This is a genomic window from Streptosporangium sp. NPDC005286, from assembly GCF_040607515.1.
In the GTDB taxonomy this organism is placed as follows: domain Bacteria; phylum Actinomycetota; class Actinomycetes; order Streptosporangiales; family Streptosporangiaceae; genus Streptosporangium.
Genome location: NZ_JBEXGU010000187.1, coordinates 1 through 18,041, shown reverse-complemented (window position 1 = coordinate 18,041; position 18,041 = coordinate 1). Strand labels below are relative to the sequence as shown.

Annotated in this window: 15 protein-coding genes; 11 read left to right on the top strand and 4 right to left on the bottom strand. The window is 71.4% G+C overall.

Annotated elements, in window-relative coordinates; translation table 11 throughout:
• Positions 1-116: 116 nt before the first annotated feature.
• Entirely contained in the window at positions 117-1,199 is a 1,083-nt protein-coding gene (locus ABZU75_RS39575) for a cellulose binding domain-containing protein (RefSeq protein WP_355566286.1), read from the bottom strand.
• Positions 1,200-1,597: 398 nt separating this feature from the next.
• Here ABZU75_RS39575 and ABZU75_RS39570 point away from each other — a divergent pair, with 398 nt between their 5' ends.
• From ABZU75_RS39570 to ABZU75_RS39535, 8 genes are all read left to right on the top strand, one after another.
• Positions 1,598-3,412, top strand: a complete 1,815-nt coding sequence (locus ABZU75_RS39570; protein WP_355566283.1) for an ABC transporter substrate-binding protein — start codon at positions 1,598-1,600, stop codon at positions 3,410-3,412.
• 6 nt (positions 3,413-3,418) lie between these two features.
• On the top strand, positions 3,419-4,426 hold the full coding sequence (locus ABZU75_RS39565) for an ABC transporter permease (RefSeq protein WP_355566280.1): 1,008 nt from the start codon (positions 3,419-3,421) through the stop codon (positions 4,424-4,426).
• 64 nt (positions 4,427-4,490) lie between these two features.
• Positions 4,491-5,393 (top strand): ABC transporter permease, encoded by a 903-nt coding sequence (locus ABZU75_RS39560; protein ID WP_355566277.1) that lies wholly within the window; start codon positions 4,491-4,493, stop codon positions 5,391-5,393.
• Positions 5,394-5,396: 3 nt separating this feature from the next.
• Complete coding sequence (locus ABZU75_RS39555) at positions 5,397-6,521, top strand: ABC transporter ATP-binding protein (RefSeq protein WP_355566274.1); 1,125 nt, start codon at positions 5,397-5,399, stop codon at positions 6,519-6,521.
• Positions 6,518-7,528 carry an ABC transporter ATP-binding protein gene (locus tag ABZU75_RS39550; protein ID WP_355566271.1) on the top strand — a complete coding sequence of 337 codons (1,011 nt, stop codon included), beginning with the start codon at positions 6,518-6,520 and terminating at the stop codon, positions 7,526-7,528. Before ABZU75_RS39555 ends, ABZU75_RS39550 begins: the two co-directional genes overlap by 4 nt.
• A 32-nt stretch (positions 7,529-7,560) precedes the next feature.
• Positions 7,561-8,430 (top strand): GNAT family N-acetyltransferase, encoded by an 870-nt coding sequence (locus ABZU75_RS39545; RefSeq protein ID WP_355566268.1) that lies wholly within the window; start codon positions 7,561-7,563, stop codon positions 8,428-8,430.
• Between the two features lie 128 nt (positions 8,431-8,558).
• Complete coding sequence (gene murQ, locus ABZU75_RS39540; RefSeq protein ID WP_350966158.1) at positions 8,559-9,479, top strand: N-acetylmuramic acid 6-phosphate etherase; 921 nt, start codon at positions 8,559-8,561, stop codon at positions 9,477-9,479.
• Positions 9,480-9,567: 88 nt separating this feature from the next.
• Entirely contained in the window at positions 9,568-10,665 is a 1,098-nt protein-coding gene (locus ABZU75_RS39535) for a serine hydrolase domain-containing protein (RefSeq protein ID WP_355566264.1), read from the top strand.
• 148 nt (positions 10,666-10,813) lie between these two features.
• On the opposite strand, the gene ABZU75_RS39530 is transcribed toward ABZU75_RS39535, so the two are convergent.
• Positions 10,814-11,707: a MurR/RpiR family transcriptional regulator gene (locus ABZU75_RS39530; protein ID WP_343977259.1), complete on the bottom strand. Its 894-nt coding sequence runs from the start codon at positions 11,705-11,707 to the stop codon at positions 10,814-10,816.
• 235 nt (positions 11,708-11,942) lie between these two features.
• A complete protein-coding gene (locus ABZU75_RS39525) occupies positions 11,943-13,472 on the bottom strand; it encodes a glycoside hydrolase family 3 N-terminal domain-containing protein (protein WP_355566260.1) in 1,530 nt (509 codons plus the stop codon).
• Positions 13,473-13,859: 387 nt separating this feature from the next.
• Between ABZU75_RS39525 and ABZU75_RS39520 the strand changes: the two genes are divergently transcribed.
• Both ABZU75_RS39520 and ABZU75_RS39515 read left to right on the top strand, forming a co-directional pair.
• Entirely contained in the window at positions 13,860-14,552 is a 693-nt protein-coding gene (locus tag ABZU75_RS39520) for a disulfide bond formation protein DsbA (protein WP_355566257.1), read from the top strand.
• Between the two features lie 329 nt (positions 14,553-14,881).
• Entirely contained in the window at positions 14,882-15,442 is a 561-nt protein-coding gene (locus ABZU75_RS39515; protein WP_355566254.1) for a hypothetical protein, read from the top strand.
• A gap of 112 nt (positions 15,443-15,554) precedes the next feature.
• On the opposite strand, the gene pgm is transcribed toward ABZU75_RS39515, so the two are convergent.
• Positions 15,555-17,195 (bottom strand): phosphoglucomutase (alpha-D-glucose-1,6-bisphosphate-dependent), encoded by a 1,641-nt coding sequence (gene pgm, locus ABZU75_RS39510; RefSeq protein WP_355566251.1) that lies wholly within the window; start codon positions 17,193-17,195, stop codon positions 15,555-15,557.
• A 282-nt stretch (positions 17,196-17,477) separates the two neighbouring features.
• Between pgm and ABZU75_RS39505 the strand changes: the two genes are divergently transcribed.
• Positions 17,478-18,041: ROK family protein (locus ABZU75_RS39505; protein WP_355566248.1), on the top strand; the 564-nt coding region annotated here is incomplete at its 3' end.

Sequence of the window (18,041 nt, the reverse complement as noted above, 5' to 3'; positions counted from 1 at the left end):
TCAGTGGTGTGATCTTCCGTGGGGGGGGGCGGCGCCGCGGGGCCGGCCCCGGGTGCGCGGGACGCCGTACGGCCGGATGTGTGCGTCGGAACCCGGCCGTACGGTGATCGGACCGGTCAGCCGGTCGTGCAGGACACCGCGGGAGCCGGGGAGCCCGTCCCCGAGGCGATGAAGCCGAAGGTCGCGGTCGCGCCCGCGGCCAGGGAGCCGTTCCAGGCGGCGTTCCGTGCCGAGACCGAGGCTCCCGACTGGGTGACCGTCGCGTTCCAGGCCTGGCTGATCTGCCGGCCGGTGAACGTCCAGTTCGCCGTCCAGCCGGTGATGGCCGCCGCACCGGTGTTCTTGACGGTCACCTCGCCCTGGAAGCCGCCCGGCCACTGGTTGGTGGTCTGGTAGGTGGCCGTGCAGCCGCCGCTCGGCGGAGGCGTGATGGTCGGCGTCGGGGTGGGGGTGATCGTCGGGGGCGGTCCCGAGCCGAGCAGGGCGGCCAGAGCGGGGAACCACCGGTCCGACATCTTCTGGTCGCCCGAGGCGTTGGGGTGCACGCCGTCGTAGGTGTCGGTCGCGGTGCTGAAGCCCGTCCACTGGTCGACCACGACTATCGGTGACTGAGCGGTGGTCTTGCCCGCAGCCCAGCCGGGAATCGCCGCGTTGAGCGCGGAGACCCGCTGCGCGCACTCACCGCACGTGCTCGGGTTCATCGGGATGATCTGGGCGACGAGGATCTTCATGTTGGGGTTGCTCGCCCGCATCTGGTCCACCAGCTTGCCGTACGCGGTCAGGATGGTGGCGGTCGCGCGGTTGCTCCAGGCGTCGTTGGTGCCGAAGTGCATCATCACGATGTCGGGTGTGGTCGCCGAGAGCCAGCCGGGGAGCTGGTTCTGGTCGGCGACGTTGGTGACCAGCGCCCCGCCGTGCCCCTCGTTGTCCCCGTCGTGCGCGACGCCGCAGCCCTGCGGTGGCAGGGTGCCGACGAAGTCGATGTTGGTGTGACCGGCGTTCACGAGCCGGTTCCACAGGAGGGCCCGCCAGCATCCGGGGGAACCGGTGATGGAGTCTCCGAGTGCCATGATCCTGGTGGCCGCCGCCTGCGCGGGCATCGCCGTGGCCGCCAGGAGGAGGCCCAGGGTCGCGACCGCGGTCACCGCGGCCGTCAGAACCGCCAGGATCGCGTCGCTTCCACGCGTCTTTCGTCGCATTTTCCGCTCCTGCCTCGATGGGGCCCGATGCTAGGTGGCCCCGGGCGGGAGCGGGAAGCCGGCCGCTCGTCGAGAGCGCCCTGACCTGCTGCGACGCCTGCGGCGGGGGTGTAACTTTCAGCCGCCCGCCGCCCCAGGGACCGGCCCTTCGGCGCTTTCGGGCCCGCGTGGTTCTCGTTCCTCCGCCGGGGGATCAGGCATCCCCGGCGGAGGAGTGATCGTCCGGCTCGCGGGGGGCGGCGCCGTGGAAGGGTAAACGGGGAATGAAGGAAAGCTACAAAATGTTCCACAGAAGTGGAGTTTATTGACGCAACCGTCAAGGTGAACGTAAGGTCCGGACAACACCTGGTACCCCCACATAGATGCCCTGACCTCGGAGAACACCCCACGGAGCGTTCATGAAGCGACTAGTAGCGGTAGCGGCCTCCCTCTGCCTCGCGGCCGTCACCGCGGCCTGCGGCGGCGCGGGCGGCGCCGACAGCTCCGCCTCCGTGGGGAGCGCCGTCTTCACCACGATCGACGCGCTCAAGCCGGGCATCGACGCGAACGCGCCGATCAACCCGTACAACCCCAAGGGCAACGCCTTCCGCGGGTACAACGCCGAGTGGCTCGGGTGGACCAAGAACCATCTGACCGACCCGAACCAGTTCTACCCGGGCGTCGCGAAGAGCTGGCAGATCGCCCCGGACCAGTCCTCGATCACCATCGAACTCCAGCCGGACGGCAGGTGGTCCGACGGCAGGCCGATCACCGCCGAGGACGTGAAGTTCTCCATCGGCTTGGCCTACACCCAGGGCGGAACCGCCTACGCCCTCGACCCCTCCGCGGCCGGGGCGGCCTCCGACATCAAGATTCTGGACGACAGGACGATCAGGATCGCCCAGAAGACGAAGAACCCGAGCTCCACCTTCGTCCGCAGCGTCATGGAGACCGTCATCGTCCCCAAGCACGTCTGGGGCGGCGTGCTGCCCGCCGACTTCTGGCAGAAGCTGAAGGTCGCGCAGAGCGACGCCCCCGGGGCCGAGGTGGCACGGGCCGGGATCACCAGCCTCGCGGAGAAGGTCATGACCTTCTCCCCGCCCAAGGACGTCTCCGCCGGGCCGTTCGTCCTGAAACGCGTCAATCCGGGTGAGGCGCTGCTGGTCAAGAACAAGTACTTCCACAACGCGGCCAACGTCGCCGCCGACCAGGTGCGCATCCTCAACTACACCGGCAACGAGCAGGTCTGGAACTACCTGGTCTCCGGCAGGCTGGACAGCGCGCCGTTCACCGCGGTCCCGGCCGCTGTGATGAAGCGCATCACCCAGACCCCGGGCAACGCCGTGGTCAGGGGGTACTCGCCGGTCAGCGAGGCGCTGGCGTTCAACCAGTCCAGGAAGCCCTACGACAACGTGCACGTCCGCCGGGCGCTGGCCTACCTGATCGACCGCGAGCAGGTCACCAAGGTCGCCTCCCCGGAGGGCGGCATCGCCTCTGTCGCCACCTCGGGCATGCACCAGGAGGCCGCGAAGGCATGGCTGGGCGACGGTGTCGCCGCCCTGGAGCCGTACCGGCACGATCCCGCCAGGGCCGAGCGGGAGCTGCGGGCCGCGGGCATGAAGAAGGTCGGCGGCAGGTGGACGATGCCGGACGGCAGCCCCTGGAAGATGACCATCAACGTGCCCGCGTCCTTCTCCGACTGGCTGGCCGGGGCCAAGGCGGTCACCAGCCAGCTCAACGACGCCGGGATCGACGCCGAGGTCGTCACCACCGCCGACTACCCGCTCTACCTGGAGGAGATGGCGGCCGGCAAGTACGACCTCGGCTTCTGGCTGGTGGCGCTCGGGCCCGCCCCGTACAACATCTACCAGCGCCTGTACGGGGCCCAGAACGGCTGGCAGCTTTTCGGCGGCAGGCTCACGCACGTCGCCCCCGGCACGAAGGGCAACTGGATGGGCGGTGCCGAGACCCTCGACGTCAACGGCGAGGGCATGATCAACCCCGGCGAGCTCGCGGTCAGGCTGAACTCCGCGCCCGAGGCGGAGCAGAAGAAGATCATCTCAACCCTGGCCAGGGCCGCCAACCAGGACCTTCCGGTGATCCAGCTGTGGGACTACGTCAACACGCAGGTCGTCAACACCACGCGTTTCAGCGGATTCCCCGGTCAGGACAGCGACACGCTGCGCCTCACCGCAGGCGTCTGGCTCCAACTCGGCATGCTCGAGAGGAAGTAGCCACATATGACGGTCATCGCACGCCGCCTCGCGGGCCATCTCGCCCGAGGGCTCGTCATGATCCTGGTGGTCACCACGATCAGCTTCGTGATCATCAGGAACATCCCCGGCGACCCCATGCAGGCCCGCTACGAGAAGCTGGTCGAGCAGGGCATGTCGCCCGACCAGGCCGAGCGTGCCACTGCGGTGCTGTACGGCTTCATGCCGAAGGGCACGATGTGGGAGCAGTACGCCGACTACATGAAGGGACTGCTCCACCTCGACCTCGGCCAGTCGGCGAGCGTCCCCGGCGCGGAGGTCACCAGCCTGCTCGCCTCGGCGGCCGCCTGGACGATCCTGCCGGTCCTCGTCGGCACCCTGCTCAGCTTCGCGGTCGGCATCATCATGGGTGTCTACGCGGCGATCAAGCGGTCCAGCAAGCTGGGCGACGTCCTGGCCGTCTCCGGCTCGCTCATGCACGGCCTGCCGCAGTACGTCCTCGCGCTGCTGCTGAGCGCGGTCTTCACGACCCTCCTGCCGATCTTCCCCGCGGGCGGCACGGCGGACGTCACGCTTGAGCCGGGCCTCAACGCCGCCTACATCGGCTCGCTGATCCAGTACGCCACGATGCCGGTCCTGACCTACGCGCTGGCCGGCTACGGAGGCTGGATCCTGGCGATGAAGTCGAGCGTGGTCACCGTGCTCGGCGACGACTTCATCCTGGCCGCCGAGCTGCGCGGCCTGAAGCGAGGCTTCATCTTCCGCTACGTGGCGCGCAACGCCATCCTGCCGCTCTTCACCACCCTGGCGCTCTCGCTGGGCCTGCTGTTCGGCGGCGCGATCTTCATCGAGCGGATCTTCACCTACCCGGGGCTGGGTCTGCTGCTGCTCAACAGCATCACCGACCGCGACTACACGCTGATGGGCGGGGCCTTCCTGCTGATCACCGTGGCGATCGTCATCGCCAACATCGTGGCCGACATGCTCTACACCGCGATCGACCCACGGGTCCGTTCCGGACAGGAGGCTTCATGAACCGGCGAATCACGACAGCCGACGGACACCGCGTCCAGGGCGGCCGGCCGGCGGGAGAGATCGCATGACCGCGCCGGTCATCACCAGGGGCGGCACCCGCGCGACGCTGCGGCGCAACTTCCGGCGCGGCGTCTGGCGGGTCCTGCGGCGCAAGCCCAGCCGGCTGGTGGGCGTGGTCATCCTGGGCGTGTTCACGTTCATGGGTGTCTTCGGGCCACTGCTCTACCCCGAGCGGCTGCCGCGCGACGACAACGCGCTCTACGCCGCGCCCAGCTGGGCGCACCCCTTCGGGACCGACTTCGAGGGTACGGACGTGCTCGCCCTGGTGATCACCGGGGCCCGGTACGTCCTGCTGACCGCCCTGGTCACCGCCGTCATCACGGTCGCCCTGGGCACCGCGGTCGGGCTGTTCGCCGGGTTCAGGCGGGGGCGCTGGGACAGCGTGCTCATGCGGATCACCGACATGAAGCTGACCATCCCCGGTCTCCCGCTGCTGCTGGTGCTGTCGACGATCTGGAAGTTCACCGGCGCGATCGAGATGGGCCTGGTGCTCGGACTCCTCGGCTGGGGCGGGGTGGCGCGCGCCGTACGGGCGCAGACCCTCTCGCTGCGCGAGCGCGGCTTCGTCGAGGCGGCCAGGGGACTTGGCCTGTCCACCAGGCACATCGTCGGCAGGGAACTGCTGCCCAGCATGGCCCCCTTCATCGCGATGAACACGCTCATCGCGGTGACCGGCGCGGTGTACGCGCAGGTGGGCCTGTTCTTCCTGGGCGTCCTGCCGTTCGACGCCAACAACTGGGGCGTCATGCTCAACCTCGCCGTGTTCGGCGGCGGCGCGCTGACGACGACCGCCGCGCTGCCGTACATGCTGGCGCCGCTGCTGGCGATCCTGCTGCTCACCCTGGGCATCGTCCTCGTCGTCGACGCCATGGACGAGATCTTCAACCCCCGGCTGCGGGAGGAGTGACCGATGTTCGTACCTGCTGAGAAGGTGTCCATGACACTGGGCGAGCGGCTGTCCGCGGCCGTGGGCGTCCGAAGCACCGAGGCCGCCCGGAACACCCGCGGTGCCGCGGGCACCCGCGACGCGGAAAGGAGCGGGCCGCCGGGAGTGCGGGTCAGGGACCTGTCCGTCGTCTACCGGACGGCGGCGGGAGAGTTGCCCGCCGTGTCCGGGATCGACCTGGATCTACCGCCCGGGACGATCACCGGGGTGGTCGGCGAGTCCGGGTCCGGCAAGTCCACCCTGGCGCTGTCGCTGCTCAACGCGGTCCAGCCGCCCGGCAGGATCAGGTCGGGCAGCGTGGAGATCGACGGTCTCGGCGACGTCACCCGGTTGCGGGGCGAGGACCTGCGCAGGGCGAGAGGCCGGCACATCGGATACGTCTTCCAGGCCGCCCAGAACTCCCTCAACCCGCTCAAGACCGTCGGCAAGCAACTGCTCGACCTGGGGCGCTCGCACGAGATCCGGGACCTGCGCGGGCTGGTCAGGGACGCCAAGGACCTGCTCGGCCGGATGGGCATGGACGGCGCGCGCGTGCTCGACTCCCACCAGCACGAGCTGTCGGGAGGGATGCGCCAGCGGGTCGGCATCATGTTCGCGCTGGTCCTCAACGCCCATCTCGTCGTGCTGGACGAGCCCACCACCGCACTCGACATGATCACTCAGGCCACGATCCTGCGGATCGTCAGGGAGGTCCACCAGGAGCGCGGGCTCACCACGCTCGTCATCACCCACGACCTCGGCGTGGTGGCCGAGGTCGCGGACCGGCTGGTCATCATGTACGGCGGACGGGTGGTGGAGCAGGGGCCGACCACCGAGGTGCTCGGCGCGCCTCGCCACCCCTACACCCAGGGCCTGGTCCGGGCCATCCCCCGCCTGGTCGGCGACCTCGGGGAGGCCAGGGCGCTGCCCGGCCGCCCGCCGACGCTTGGGACCGTTCCCTCACGGGGATGCGTCTTCAGGGAACGCTGCGACCTGCGCATGGACGTCTGTGAGACCGAGGAGCCGCCCGCCGTCCCGTACGGCGAGTGGATCGTGGCCTGCCACGCCGTCGCCGCCCGCGACGCGGAGACCAGGGAGGAGAAGGCGTGATCACGGGGCAGCACATCACGAAGACCTTCAGGCAACGAGGAAGCGCGCTCGCCGGACGGGAGGTGAAGGCGCTGCGCGGCGTCGACTTCGCCATCCCGAAGGGCGGGGCGGCGTCGTTCATCGGAGAGTCCGGCTGCGGCAAGACGACGCTCGGACGGATCATCGCCGGGCTGGAGAGTCACGACTCCGGGGAGATCACCATCGACGGCACGCCCATGTCGTCGCTGCGCCCGCGGCAGCGTGAGCCGTACTTCCGCCGCATCCAGCTCATCCACCAGGACCCGTACTCGGCGCTCAACCCGACCCGTACCGTGCACCAGACGCTGGACGCGCCGCTGTCGCTGCGGGCGGGGCAGACCGGCCGTTCGCGGTCATGGGCGGACGGGCGCGCCAGGGAACTGCTGGAACTGGTCGGTCTCGACCCCGGCTACGTGCTGCCCCGCTACCCCCACCAGCTCTCCGGCGGCATGCGCCAGCGGGTCGTCATCGCCCGGGCACTCACCGTCGACCCCGAGATGCTCGTCGCCGACGAGGCCGTCTCCATGATCGACGTGTCGCTGCGGCTCGGCATCCTCGCCCTGCTCAAGGACCTGCGCGAGAACCTCGGGGTGAGCGTGCTCTTCATCACCCACGACGTGGCGACCGCCCGCTACATCGGCGACGACGGCGAGCTGTACGTCATCTACCGGGGGCAGGTCGTCGAGCGCGGCCATGTCGAGACGATCATCTCCGACCCGGTGCACCCGTACACCCAGTCGCTGCTGTCGGCCATCCCGGTGCTGCACGGCCTGGAGCGGCCGGGTGAGCAGCGGGTGACGCCGGCAGGGACGCTCGACGAGAGCCGCCACGACGCGGGCTGCCTGTTCGCCCGGCGCTGCCCGTTCAGCACCGGTCGTTGCGAGTCCGAGCAGCCGGTGCTCGGTCACGGTGGGGACACGCCCCAGGAGCACGCCTGCTTCCACCCCACCCCCCGCAACGTCGTCGCCATGCCGATCGGCCGGTCGTGAACCCGCCGGGGAACGGTCGCGGGACGCACGGGGTGCCCGGGATTCGTGAGGCCGCCGCGGCCGACGCGGCGGCGCTCGCCGGGATCGCCGGGTCCGCGCTCACCCTGGACACCGGGGAGGCGGCGAGCCTGGTCGCCCGGCTCGCCGAGCCGCCCGAGTGCCGGCGCTGGACGGCGCTGGTGACGCGCGGCCTCGACGGCGTGGTGTTCGTCTCCATGTCGGTGCGCGATCCGTACGCGGGCCACGTCGACCTGCTCGCCGTGCGTCCCGAGGCCCGGGGGGCGGGGCTCGGCCGGGCGCTGGTCGCCGCGGCCGAGGACTGGCTGCGCGGCCAGGGGGCGACCGAGGTCCGCCTCGCGGGCAACCCGCCCGCCTACGCCTGGCCCGGCATCGACGTGCGCTACACCGAGGCGGCCTGCCTGGCCGAGAGCCTCGGCTACGAGCGCTACAACGTCGCCTGGAACATGACCGTCGACCTCACCGGCGACCTGTCCGTCGAGGCCGACCTCGCGCGGCTGGCGGACCTGGGGGTCACCGTGCACGCCGCCGCCCCCGGGGACCGCGCCGCGGTGTCGGCCTTCGTCGGGGAGCAGTGGAACGGCAACTGGGCGTGGGAGGCGGAGCAGGCCGTCGGCTGCCACTACGCCGTCGGGGAGGGGAAGCTCCTCGGCTTCGCGGCGTGGGGGGCCAGGCCCACCTGGTTCGGTCCGATGGGCACCACGCCGGCCGCGCGGGGTCTGGGCGTCGGCCGTGTGCTCCTGCGCCGCTGCCTCGCCGAGCAGCGGGCCGCGGGCATGTCGAGTGCCCAGATCGGCTGGGTGGGGCCGCTGCACTTCTACGCCCGGGCGGTCGGTGCGCACGCCGAGCGGGTCTTCTGGCTTTACCGCCGTGGTCTGCGGTGACGGCCCCAGCCTGCCGGTGCGGCCCGATGGGTCCCGCCCCAGCCCGACATACGCCTACAACGCCCGCATTGTCAGAAGATCATTTACTTGACGGTAGCGAGACAGGAACTTCAATGACATTGGACGCCATGAGTGATCCGCTTTCCGCGCTTTCCACCGAACAGAGCGATCCTCGCTACAACCGGATCGACCTGCTCTCGACCGAGCAGGTGGCCCGGTTGATGAACGCCGCGGACAGCACGGTGCCCGCGGCGGTGGCCGCGTCGATCCCGGAGATCTCGGCCGCGATCGACGCGGTCGTCGCCCGGATGAAGGCCGGTGGCCGCCTGTTCTACGTGGGCGCGGGGACGTCGGGCCGGCTGGCCGTGCTGGACGCCTCCGAGTGCCCGCCGACCTTCGGCACCGATCCCGAACTCGTGCAGGGGGTCATCGCGGGCGGTTCCCCCGCGCTGACCCGTTCCGTCGAGGGCGCCGAGGACGACCAGCAGGGGGGAGCGGCCGCCATCGCCGAGAGGGGGGTGGGCGCGCTCGACTCGGTGGTGGGCATCTCCGCCAGCGGCCGCGCGCCCTTCGTGCTCGGTGCGCTCGCCGAGGCGAGCCGCCGCGGCGCGCTGACCGTGGGGCTGTCGTGCAACGTGGCGACCCCGCTGTCGGCGGCCGCGCTGCACCCCATCGAGGTGGTCGTCGGCGCGGAGGTGGTGACCGGCTCCACCAGGCTCAAGGCGGGGACCGCGCAGAAACTGGTCCTCAACATGATCTCCACGATCGCGATGGTCAGGCTGGGCCGTACCTACGGCAACACCATGATCGAAGTGTCGGCGATGAACTCCAAGCTGGCCGACCGCGCGGCCCGGATGGTCAGCGACATCACCGGGGCCGCCCTGCCGGTCTCCCGCTCCGCGCTGGAGGCGGCCGAGTGGCACGTGAAGGTCGCGGTGCTGATGATCGAGCACGGCCTCGACGCCGACGGCGCGCGGGTCCTGCTGGAGCGGCACGGCGACCAGTTGGAGGCGGCGCTGGAGGCGGCGGGGCGGAGCCGGGGTGCCTGAGCCTCCGGCGGACCCTCCCGATGAAGGGGGCAGGCTGGCCGAGATCCACGGCACGGCGACCGGTTGGAGGCGGCGGGGCGGACCCGGGGTGTCTGAGCCTCCGGCGGACTTTCCCGATGAAGGGGAGAGGCTGGCCGAGATCCTGGGGGCGGCGGTGCCGCGCGTCTGCTCGGCGGCGGTGGCCGCGATCGCCGTCGGCGGCGTCACAGTGGCCGCCGCGGCCGTGGGGGAGACCGTACGCTACTCGTCGGCCTCGGAGGAACTCGCCGCCGACCGGCCGCCCGCCGGGCACGACTCGATCTTCGATCTCGCCTCGGTCACCAAGCTCTTCACGACCGCCGTCATCCTGTCGCTGGTCGAGGAGGGCCGCCTCGGCCTGGACGAACCCGTCGCCGCCTGGCTGCCCGCCTGTTACGGCGGCACTCCCGAGACCACCCTGCGGCATCTGCTCACCCACACGGCGGGCCTGCCGCCGAGCCGCAGGGCTCACGAGGAGATTCCCGGAGACGGCCCCGAGGTCCACGCCAGGCGTATGGAGCGGATCCTCTCGACACCGCCGATCGGCCCCGCGGGCGGGCGTTACCTCTACTCCGACGTCGGGCTGATCACGGCGGGCCGGGTGGCGGAGATCGCCGGGCGGGCGCCCCTGGACGAGCTCACCCGCGCCCGGGTCACCGGCCCGCTGGGCCTGTCCGACACCGGCTACCGTCCGGCCGCGGTCCTGCTGCCCAGGGCCGTCGCCACCGAGCACAAGCCGGAACGCCCGGGGCCGGGGTGCGTGCGCGGCGAGGTCCACGACGAGACCGCGCACGGCCTGGGCGGGGTCGCCGGGCACGCCGGGATCTTCTCCACCGCCGGTGATCTCCTGCGTTTCGCCGAGACGCTGCGCACCGGGGGCGTGCCGGTCCTGCGCCCCGCCACGGTCGCCGAGATCACCCGCGACCACGGCGTCGAGGGCGCGGACTTCCGTCACGGCCTGGGCGTGCGCATCGGCGACCCCGCGATCGTCGGCCCGCTCACCGGCGCCTACGGCCACTCCGGCTTCACCGGAACCTCACTCGTCGTCGACCCCGGACGCGCCCTCGCCGTCGTCCTGCTGACCAACAACGTCCATCCGGTGCGCGGTCGCGCGGGTATCCGCGACCTGCGCCACGCCGTCGCCGCCGAGGCCCTGCGCCTGTCCTGAACCCGCGCCGTGTCCGCGATCGCGGCCACGAGGGTTCGCGGTGCAGGTGACGGCGGCTTCCGAGGCGGGCCGATGCGGGGCGTCGTGTGATCTCGCCGGTGAGCGCGTCGATCGGCACGACCGTGTTCGGGCTCTCCGGCCCGGCGTGCTACCTGCTTCGGCGGCGGTGGTCGGCTCTGAACCCGTCGATGGCGTCCCTGGTGGCCCGCAGTGCGGCGTCCGAGGTCTCGAAGGTGCGCTGCGCGATGCCGACGAAGATGCAGTCGACGATCAGGAGCTGGCTGATCCGGCTGGCCAGCGCCCCCGGGCGGAAGACCGTCTCCCTGCCGGCCGAGACCAGGACGTGGTCGGTGAGCTCGGCCAGGGAGGAGCGCGGGTTGTTGGTGATGGCCACCGTGGTCGCACCCGCCCGCTGCGCGACGCGCAGCGGCGCGAGCACGTCGGGGGTCTCGCCGGTGCAGCTGACCACCACCGCGACGTCGTCCGCCCGTACCAGCGCCGCGCTGGTCAGCGCCAGGTGCGCGTCGGTGAAGGCGTGAGCGGGCAGGCCGATCCGCATCAGTTTCTGCGCCATGTCGGCCGCCACGAGCCCGGAGGCGCCCACTCCGTAGACGTCGATCTTGCGTGCGGCGATCAGTGCCTCGACCACCGCGCCCAGCCGGTCGGGGTTGAGCTGCGCCGCGGTGTCGGCCAGCGCCTCCGCCTCGGCCCTGGCCACCTTCGCGATCACGTCGGTCAGCGGGTCGTCGGGGCCGAGGTCGCCGGGCACCAGCCGCTCGGGCTGGTCCCTGGCCACCGCGGCGGCCAGCGCGAAGCGCAGCTGGGAGTATCCGGCGAAGCCCAGGGCCCTGGCGGTGCGCACGATCGTGGCCTCGCTCGTCCCGGAGACCGCGCTGAACTCGGTGATGGTGCTGCGGGCCACCATGCCGGGATCGTCGAGTATGAGGCGGGCGATGGCCTGGGCCGCGGGGGTGAGCGAGGGCAGGACGGCCCTCACCGTGGCCACCAGGTTCACGGGGGTGGGGCCGTCGAGGACGTTCATCAAATCTCCTTGAGCGTGGAGACCCCGAGTTCTGGTTCTGGGGAGGGAAGGTGGCGCGGTGCCGCATGGTTCTGTGGGGTGTTCGGGGGTGGCGATAACCAAGCTACCGAAGCACGCCGCGTGGTGCTCTCGCCGTCGGGCCGGCGGAGAGGTGGGACGCCGGTGGGGGAGAGGTGGGACCCGGCCGGCTGCCGGTGAGAGGTGGGATCTCCCGCTCTCGGCTGTGGGGAGGAGGTCAATGAGCGCCTTCCGGGTCAGTGGTCAGCCAGTGGGCGACGGCGCGGGCCGAGGCCCGGGAGATGCCGTTGGTGGTCACGTACACGGCTCCGGTGGGCTCGCCGGGCACTCCGGTCTCGACCACGATGGCGTCGGGGCGCAGCGTGACGGCCCGTGCCAGCAGGTCCCTGACCCAGGGGTGGCGCCAGGCGTCGTGTACCACCAGGACCAGCGGGCGCCCCTCGCCGCCGGGGCCGGACAGTTCGGGTAGCTCGGGCCTGTCCGCGGTGACGACGTGCCCGGTGGTGTCCGGCACCAGCTCGGCGAAGGCGCCGATGAGGCCGGTGGGCGTACCCGGCTCGACCGCCTGGCTCAGCCGAGGAGCGATGTCGACGACCAGCGGTGGTCCGGAGAGCGCCGGCGGGGTGCCGACCACGCGCATGGCCGCGAGGGCCGTCCTCAGGCCGAGCTCCTCGTCTCCCGGGCCATCCCCGTCCCGCGCCCGCGCGGCGCTCTGGGCCGCTCGGGCCTCCACGGCGCCGCTCGCGGCGTACCAGCGGGACAGGGCCAGCACGCGCGAGGCCGCTTCGGCCAGCCGCTCCTCGGGGAGCCTGCCCTCCCGTACGGCGTCCACGATGGCGTCGCGCAGCTCGTGGATGTTCTCGCCGCCGGGGGAGGAGATGCCCGCGCAGATCGCGTCGGCCCCTGCCAGCAGGGCGCGGACCGCGATCTCCCCCGGCGGGTGGAGGGCCGCGACGGCGCGCATCTCGACGGCGTCGGTGACGATCATGCCGTCGAATCCCATCTCCTCGCGGAGCAGCCCGGTCATGATCCGCCGGCTCAGCGTCGCGGGGTTGTCCGGATCGAGGGCGGGGACCAGCAGGTGGCCGCACATGATGGCCCGTACTCCGGCTGCCACCGCGGCGCGGAAGGGCGGCAGGTCGCGTTCGGCGAGAAGCTCTGTGGAGGCGTGCACGGTCGGCAGGGCATGGTGGGAGTCGGTGTGGGTGTCGCCGTGACCGGGGAAGTGCTTGGCGCAGGCGGCGACCCCGGCGCCCTGAAGACCCAGGATCCAGGCCGCGGTGTGCCTGGAGACCAGTTCCGGGTCCGGGCCGAAGGAGCGGACGCCGATCACCGGGTTGGCGGGGTTGGCGTTGACGTCGGCCACCGGGGCGTAGTCGAGGGTGATGTCCGCCGCGATGAGGAGACGGCCGATCTCCTGGGCGACCAGCCGGGTCTGTTCGACGTCGTCGCCTACCCCCAGCGCCCGGTTACCCGGCCACGAACTGCCCCTCGCGGCCTGCAGGCGGGTGACCGACCCGCCCTCCTCGTCCACCGCGACCACCACGGCGGGATTCTCCGCGCGCAGCCGGGCGACGAGATCGGCCGTGTGGGCGGGGCCGGTGAGGTTCCTGGCGAACAGCACCGTCCCGCCGAGACCTTCCTCGCCGAGCGCGCGGCGCAGCCAGCCGGGAGGCTCGGTGCCGTCGAAACCCGGCTGGAGGACGGTCATGGCCAGCCGGGCCAGGTCGGGGCTGCGGTGGGGCATGAGGTCACCTTCTCGGTCGAGGGAGGCGTCTTCGGACAGGTCGGCGGCGGGGGGCGTCCCAGAGCAGGTTACACATTAATGACACTTTCCTTCATAGCGGCTGCCCTGAAAGTAGCTTTTTGTCATTCTCTTGATCGAGATCCGCGCTGCCGGGTATGCCTCGCCGGTGTGCGGGAGCTGTCGGATTCGATCAGCCGTTCGTGACGACGCCGTGTTCGAAGGTCCCGTGAGAGAAGGGTGGCACACGACCGGGGCGGGCTCGAATGGCCGGGTCTCCTGACGCGGCCATGCTCTCCACGCGCTCCAGTGATCCCCGGCCCGCCCTTGACCTCCATCGCGGTTGAGGTCCCATCCTGGAATGAGGACTTCCGAGGAAAGAGGATCGCCGTGAGCGAGGATCTGGTCGACTTCTGGTTCGATCCCGGCTGCCCTTGGGCCTGGATCACCTCCCGCTGGATCGTGGAGGTGGGCAAGGTGCGTCCCATCACGGTCAACTGGCGGGAGATGAGCCTGGCGGTGCTCAACGAGAAACGGGAGATGTCCGAGGAGTACCGCGAGATCGTCGAACTCGGCCGGGGCACCATCCGGGTGTTCGCCGCGGCACGCGAGGCGGCGGGGAACGTCGCCGTCGGTGACCTATACACCGCGCTCGGCACCCGCTACCACGGCGCGGACGGCCTGTTCCGGCGGTCCCGCGAGGCCGTCGCCGCCGGCGGCCTCACCGACTGGCGGGCCGCGATGGAGGGGCTGGCACCGGTGATCGCCGCCGCGCTGGCCGACGCCGGGTTGCCCGCCGGGCTTCTCGCCGCGAGAACCGATCCCAGCTGGGACGACGCGATCCACGCCTCGCACGCCCTGGTGCCGGCCGGGAAGCGGAACCAGTCGCTGATCGGCGTCCCGACCATCTCGGTGAACGGGCACGCCGGGCAGTTCGGCCCCGTCATCAGTGAGATCCCGGTCGGTGAGCGGGCCGGGCGGCTCTGGGACGCGTTCAAGGTGCTCGCCACCGAGGAGGCGTTCTTCGAGATCAAACGGGTCACGGACCGGGCGGATCCCCGCACCTTCCCGGAGACCCCCTAGCGCGGAACGGGGTCTCTCTCCCCGCGCCCTCGCCGCCCTTTGCGGAGAAATGGCCTGTTCTTTCGTGAACGACATTGCCTCATAGTGTTCGTTGCCCCTGCCTGAGGGCAGGCCCCCGAGTGTGATGGAGCGTGAGGTTCGCCGCCGCCGCGCTGCCGGGGTTCGTGGCAGGCGCGGCTTCGCCGGTCTCTCCGTCGTGGACGGTTCCCCCGCCGGGGCCCGTTCCCTTGGTAGGTCCCCCGTGTGAGCTCCGCCTGAACGCTGCCCGCCGGGGCCCTTGGAGCAGGCGGCCGGCGTGCGCTACGAAGGGATGGGGGAGGGAGGCCACCGTGGGTAAATCCGGCCAGGAGGTGGCGCTGCGAGCCCTTGGCGCCGCGCTCGACCTGCACGCCCCGACGGCCCGCCACGGCGTCAGGGCGTTTCCCGAGGGCACGCCGTTCCTGTGGCTGATCGTTCCCGGCGCGGGCGGGGCCACCGTCTTCATTGACGACCGCCAGTGGATCTGCCTGAGCGAACCCGAGCGGGGCGGGGTGACCGTCCAACTCGTCGCCGGCGGGATCGACGACGACCCCGCCCTCGTCGTGGGCCGGATCATGACCGTCATGGTGCCGGTGCCCCGTCGCAGGGGCCGCCTGTCGCGCGCGCTGGGAGCGGGGCTGCTCGGCATCGTGGGAGGCGCGGGTGTGGGGCTGCTGGCCGCGCTGCTCATGGCCGTCCTCGTCGCAGGCAACGGCTACATCTCGGACGCGGCCATCAAAGTGGTGTACGTGCTGGCCGCGCTGATCGGCGTCGGGTCCGGGTGCTGGGTGGCGCTGCGCTGCTGGCGGCTGGGCGCGGGGCCGCGCGACAAAGGTCCCCGCGACAGAGGTCCCCGCGGGCGGGGACCTTAGGAGGGACGATCAGAAGGACCACGCGAAGGAGCGGGCCGGGCAGCCGACGGTCTACGACGGGTTCACGGGGCACACCCGCGACCCGGCCGCCCGGTACGTGTTCACCTCGTCATCATCCGCTCAGGGACGCCGAGACCAGGTCGCGTGCCTCCCGCTGGACCTGTGCCAGGTGCTCGGTTCCCCTGAAGGATTCGGCGTAGATCTTGTACACGTCCTCGGTGCCCGAGGGGCGGGCGGCGAACCAGGCGTTCTCGGTGGAGACCTTGAGCCCGCCGATGGCGGCGCCGTTGCCGGGGGCGGAGGTGAGCACCTGCGTGATCGCCTCCCCGGCGAGGGTGTCGGCGGTGACCTGCTCGGCCGAGAGCCTGGCGAGCACCGCCTTCTCCTGCCGGGTCGCGGGGGCGTCGACGCGGGCGTAGGCGGGGTCGCCGAACCTGGCCACCAGGTCGGCGTAGTGCTCGCTCGGCGAACGGCCGGTGGTCGCGATGATCTCCGAGGCGAGCAGCGCCAGGATCAGGCCGTCCTTGTCGGTGGTCCACACCTCGCCGTCGCGCCGCAGGAACGACGCTCCGGCGCTCTCCTCGCCGCCGAAGCCCAGCGAGCCGTCCAGCAGGCCCGGGACGAACCACTTGAACCCGACGGGGACCTCCACCAGTCGCCTGCCCTCCTCGGCGGCCACCAGGTCGATCATCCGGCTGCTCACCAGCGTCTTGCCGACTCCCGCGTCCGCGGGCCAGCCGGGCCGGTGGGAGTAGAGATAGGAGATGGCCACGGCGAGGTAGTGGTTGGGGTTCATCAGACCGGCGTCGGGGGTGACGATGCCGTGCCGGTCGGCGTCGGCGTCGTTGCCGGTGGAGACGTCGAAGGCGTCGCGACTGGCGATGAGCGAGGCCATCGCGTACGGCGACGAGCAGTCCATCCGGATCTTGCCGTCCCAGTCCAGTGTCATGAACCGCCACGTCGGATCGGTCTGCGGGTTGATCACCGTCAGGTCCAGCCGGTGCCGTTCGGCGATCTCCCCCCAGTAGGCGACGCTCGCCCCGCCCAGCGGGTCGGCGCCGATGCGCACCCCCGCCTCCCGGACGGCGTCAAGGTCGAGCACCGAGGGCAGGTCATCCACGTAGTGGCCGAGGAAGTCGTAGCGGCCGGTCGTGTCGGCGGCCAGCGCCCTGGTGTACGGGAGCCGTCTGACCTCTTTCATGCCTTCGGCGATCAGCGCGTTGGCCCGGTCCTGGATCCACGTGGTGGCGTCGGTGTCCGCCGGGCCGCCGTGCGGCGGGTTGTACTTGAAGCCGCCGTCGCCTGGCGGGTTGTGCGAGGGGGTCACCACCACGCCGTCGGCGCGGCCCGCGGCGCGTTTCCGGTTGTGGGCCAGGATCGCGTGGGAGACCGCCGGTGTCGGGGTGTAGCCGTCCCGGCTGTCGATCATGACCGTCACCCCGTTGGCCGCGAAGACCTCCAACGCGGAAACCCGGGCCGGCTCCGACAGCGCGTGGCTGTCGGCACCGAGGAACAGAGGGCCGTCGACACCCTGGGCGGCCCGGTACTCCACGATGGCCTGGCTGGTCGCGAGGATGTGGTCCTCGTTGAACGCGACGTTCAGCGAGGAGCCCCGGTGTCCCGACGTCCCGAACGCCACCCGCTGGCCGACCTCGCCCGGATCGGGGTGTAGCGCGTAGTAGGACGTCACCAGGCGCGCCACATCGACCAGATCGGACGGCTCGGCGGGCTGTCCCGCGCGTTCGTGCGTCATCACAGTCTCCTCACGTCACTCCTGAGCTAACCGTATCTACTCCTGGAATCGGACAGTTTTCGCAAGCTGTCCGGCCAGCGTGCTGGACCGGTGCCCCATACTCCCCGCGCATCGTTGACAACGTTGTCAGCATCGTCATACCTTCAGCCTGTTTGCCCGGTCGCCGGGGGAACATACTCTTTGTTCCATTGATCACCGGAGGATCCCCTTGCACAGCCACGTGGCGCTCCCGGTGGCCACCTGCCGTCCCCCCGCGCACCGGCGTGCCCGCGGGGGCGGCCGGTGACCGCCCTCGCGATCGACATCGGCGGCACCAAGTTCGCCGCCGCGCTGGTCAGGCCGGACGGCACCATGGTCCGCAGGGTGGAACTGCCGGTCGGCCACGACCCCGCCGCGACGCTGGCCTTGCTGGTCCGCGACGTCGGCGCGGGCACCGGCGGCGGTACCGGCACGGGGGGCCTGAGCGGGGTCGGCATCGGCTCCGCGGGTCCCCTTGACGCCGTCGCCGGCACGGTCAGCCCGGTGAACATCCCCTCCTGGCGTGACTTCCCGCTGGTCGGCACGGTGAGCGAGCTCCTTCCCGGCCTCCCCGTCGCGCTCGCCGGAGACGCGCAGTGCATGGCGCTGGGGGAGTGGTGGCGGGGCGGGCACGGCTCGCGCTCCCGGGCACTGCTGGGCATCGTGGTCTCCACCGGCGTGGGCGGCGGGCTGGTTCTCGGCGGGGTGCCGTACCTGGGACCGACAGGAAACGCCGGGCACATCGGGCACATCTCCGTGGACCGGAACGGTGAGCTCTGCCCCTGCGGGGCGACCGGCTGCCTGGAGACGATCGCCAGCGGCCCCAGC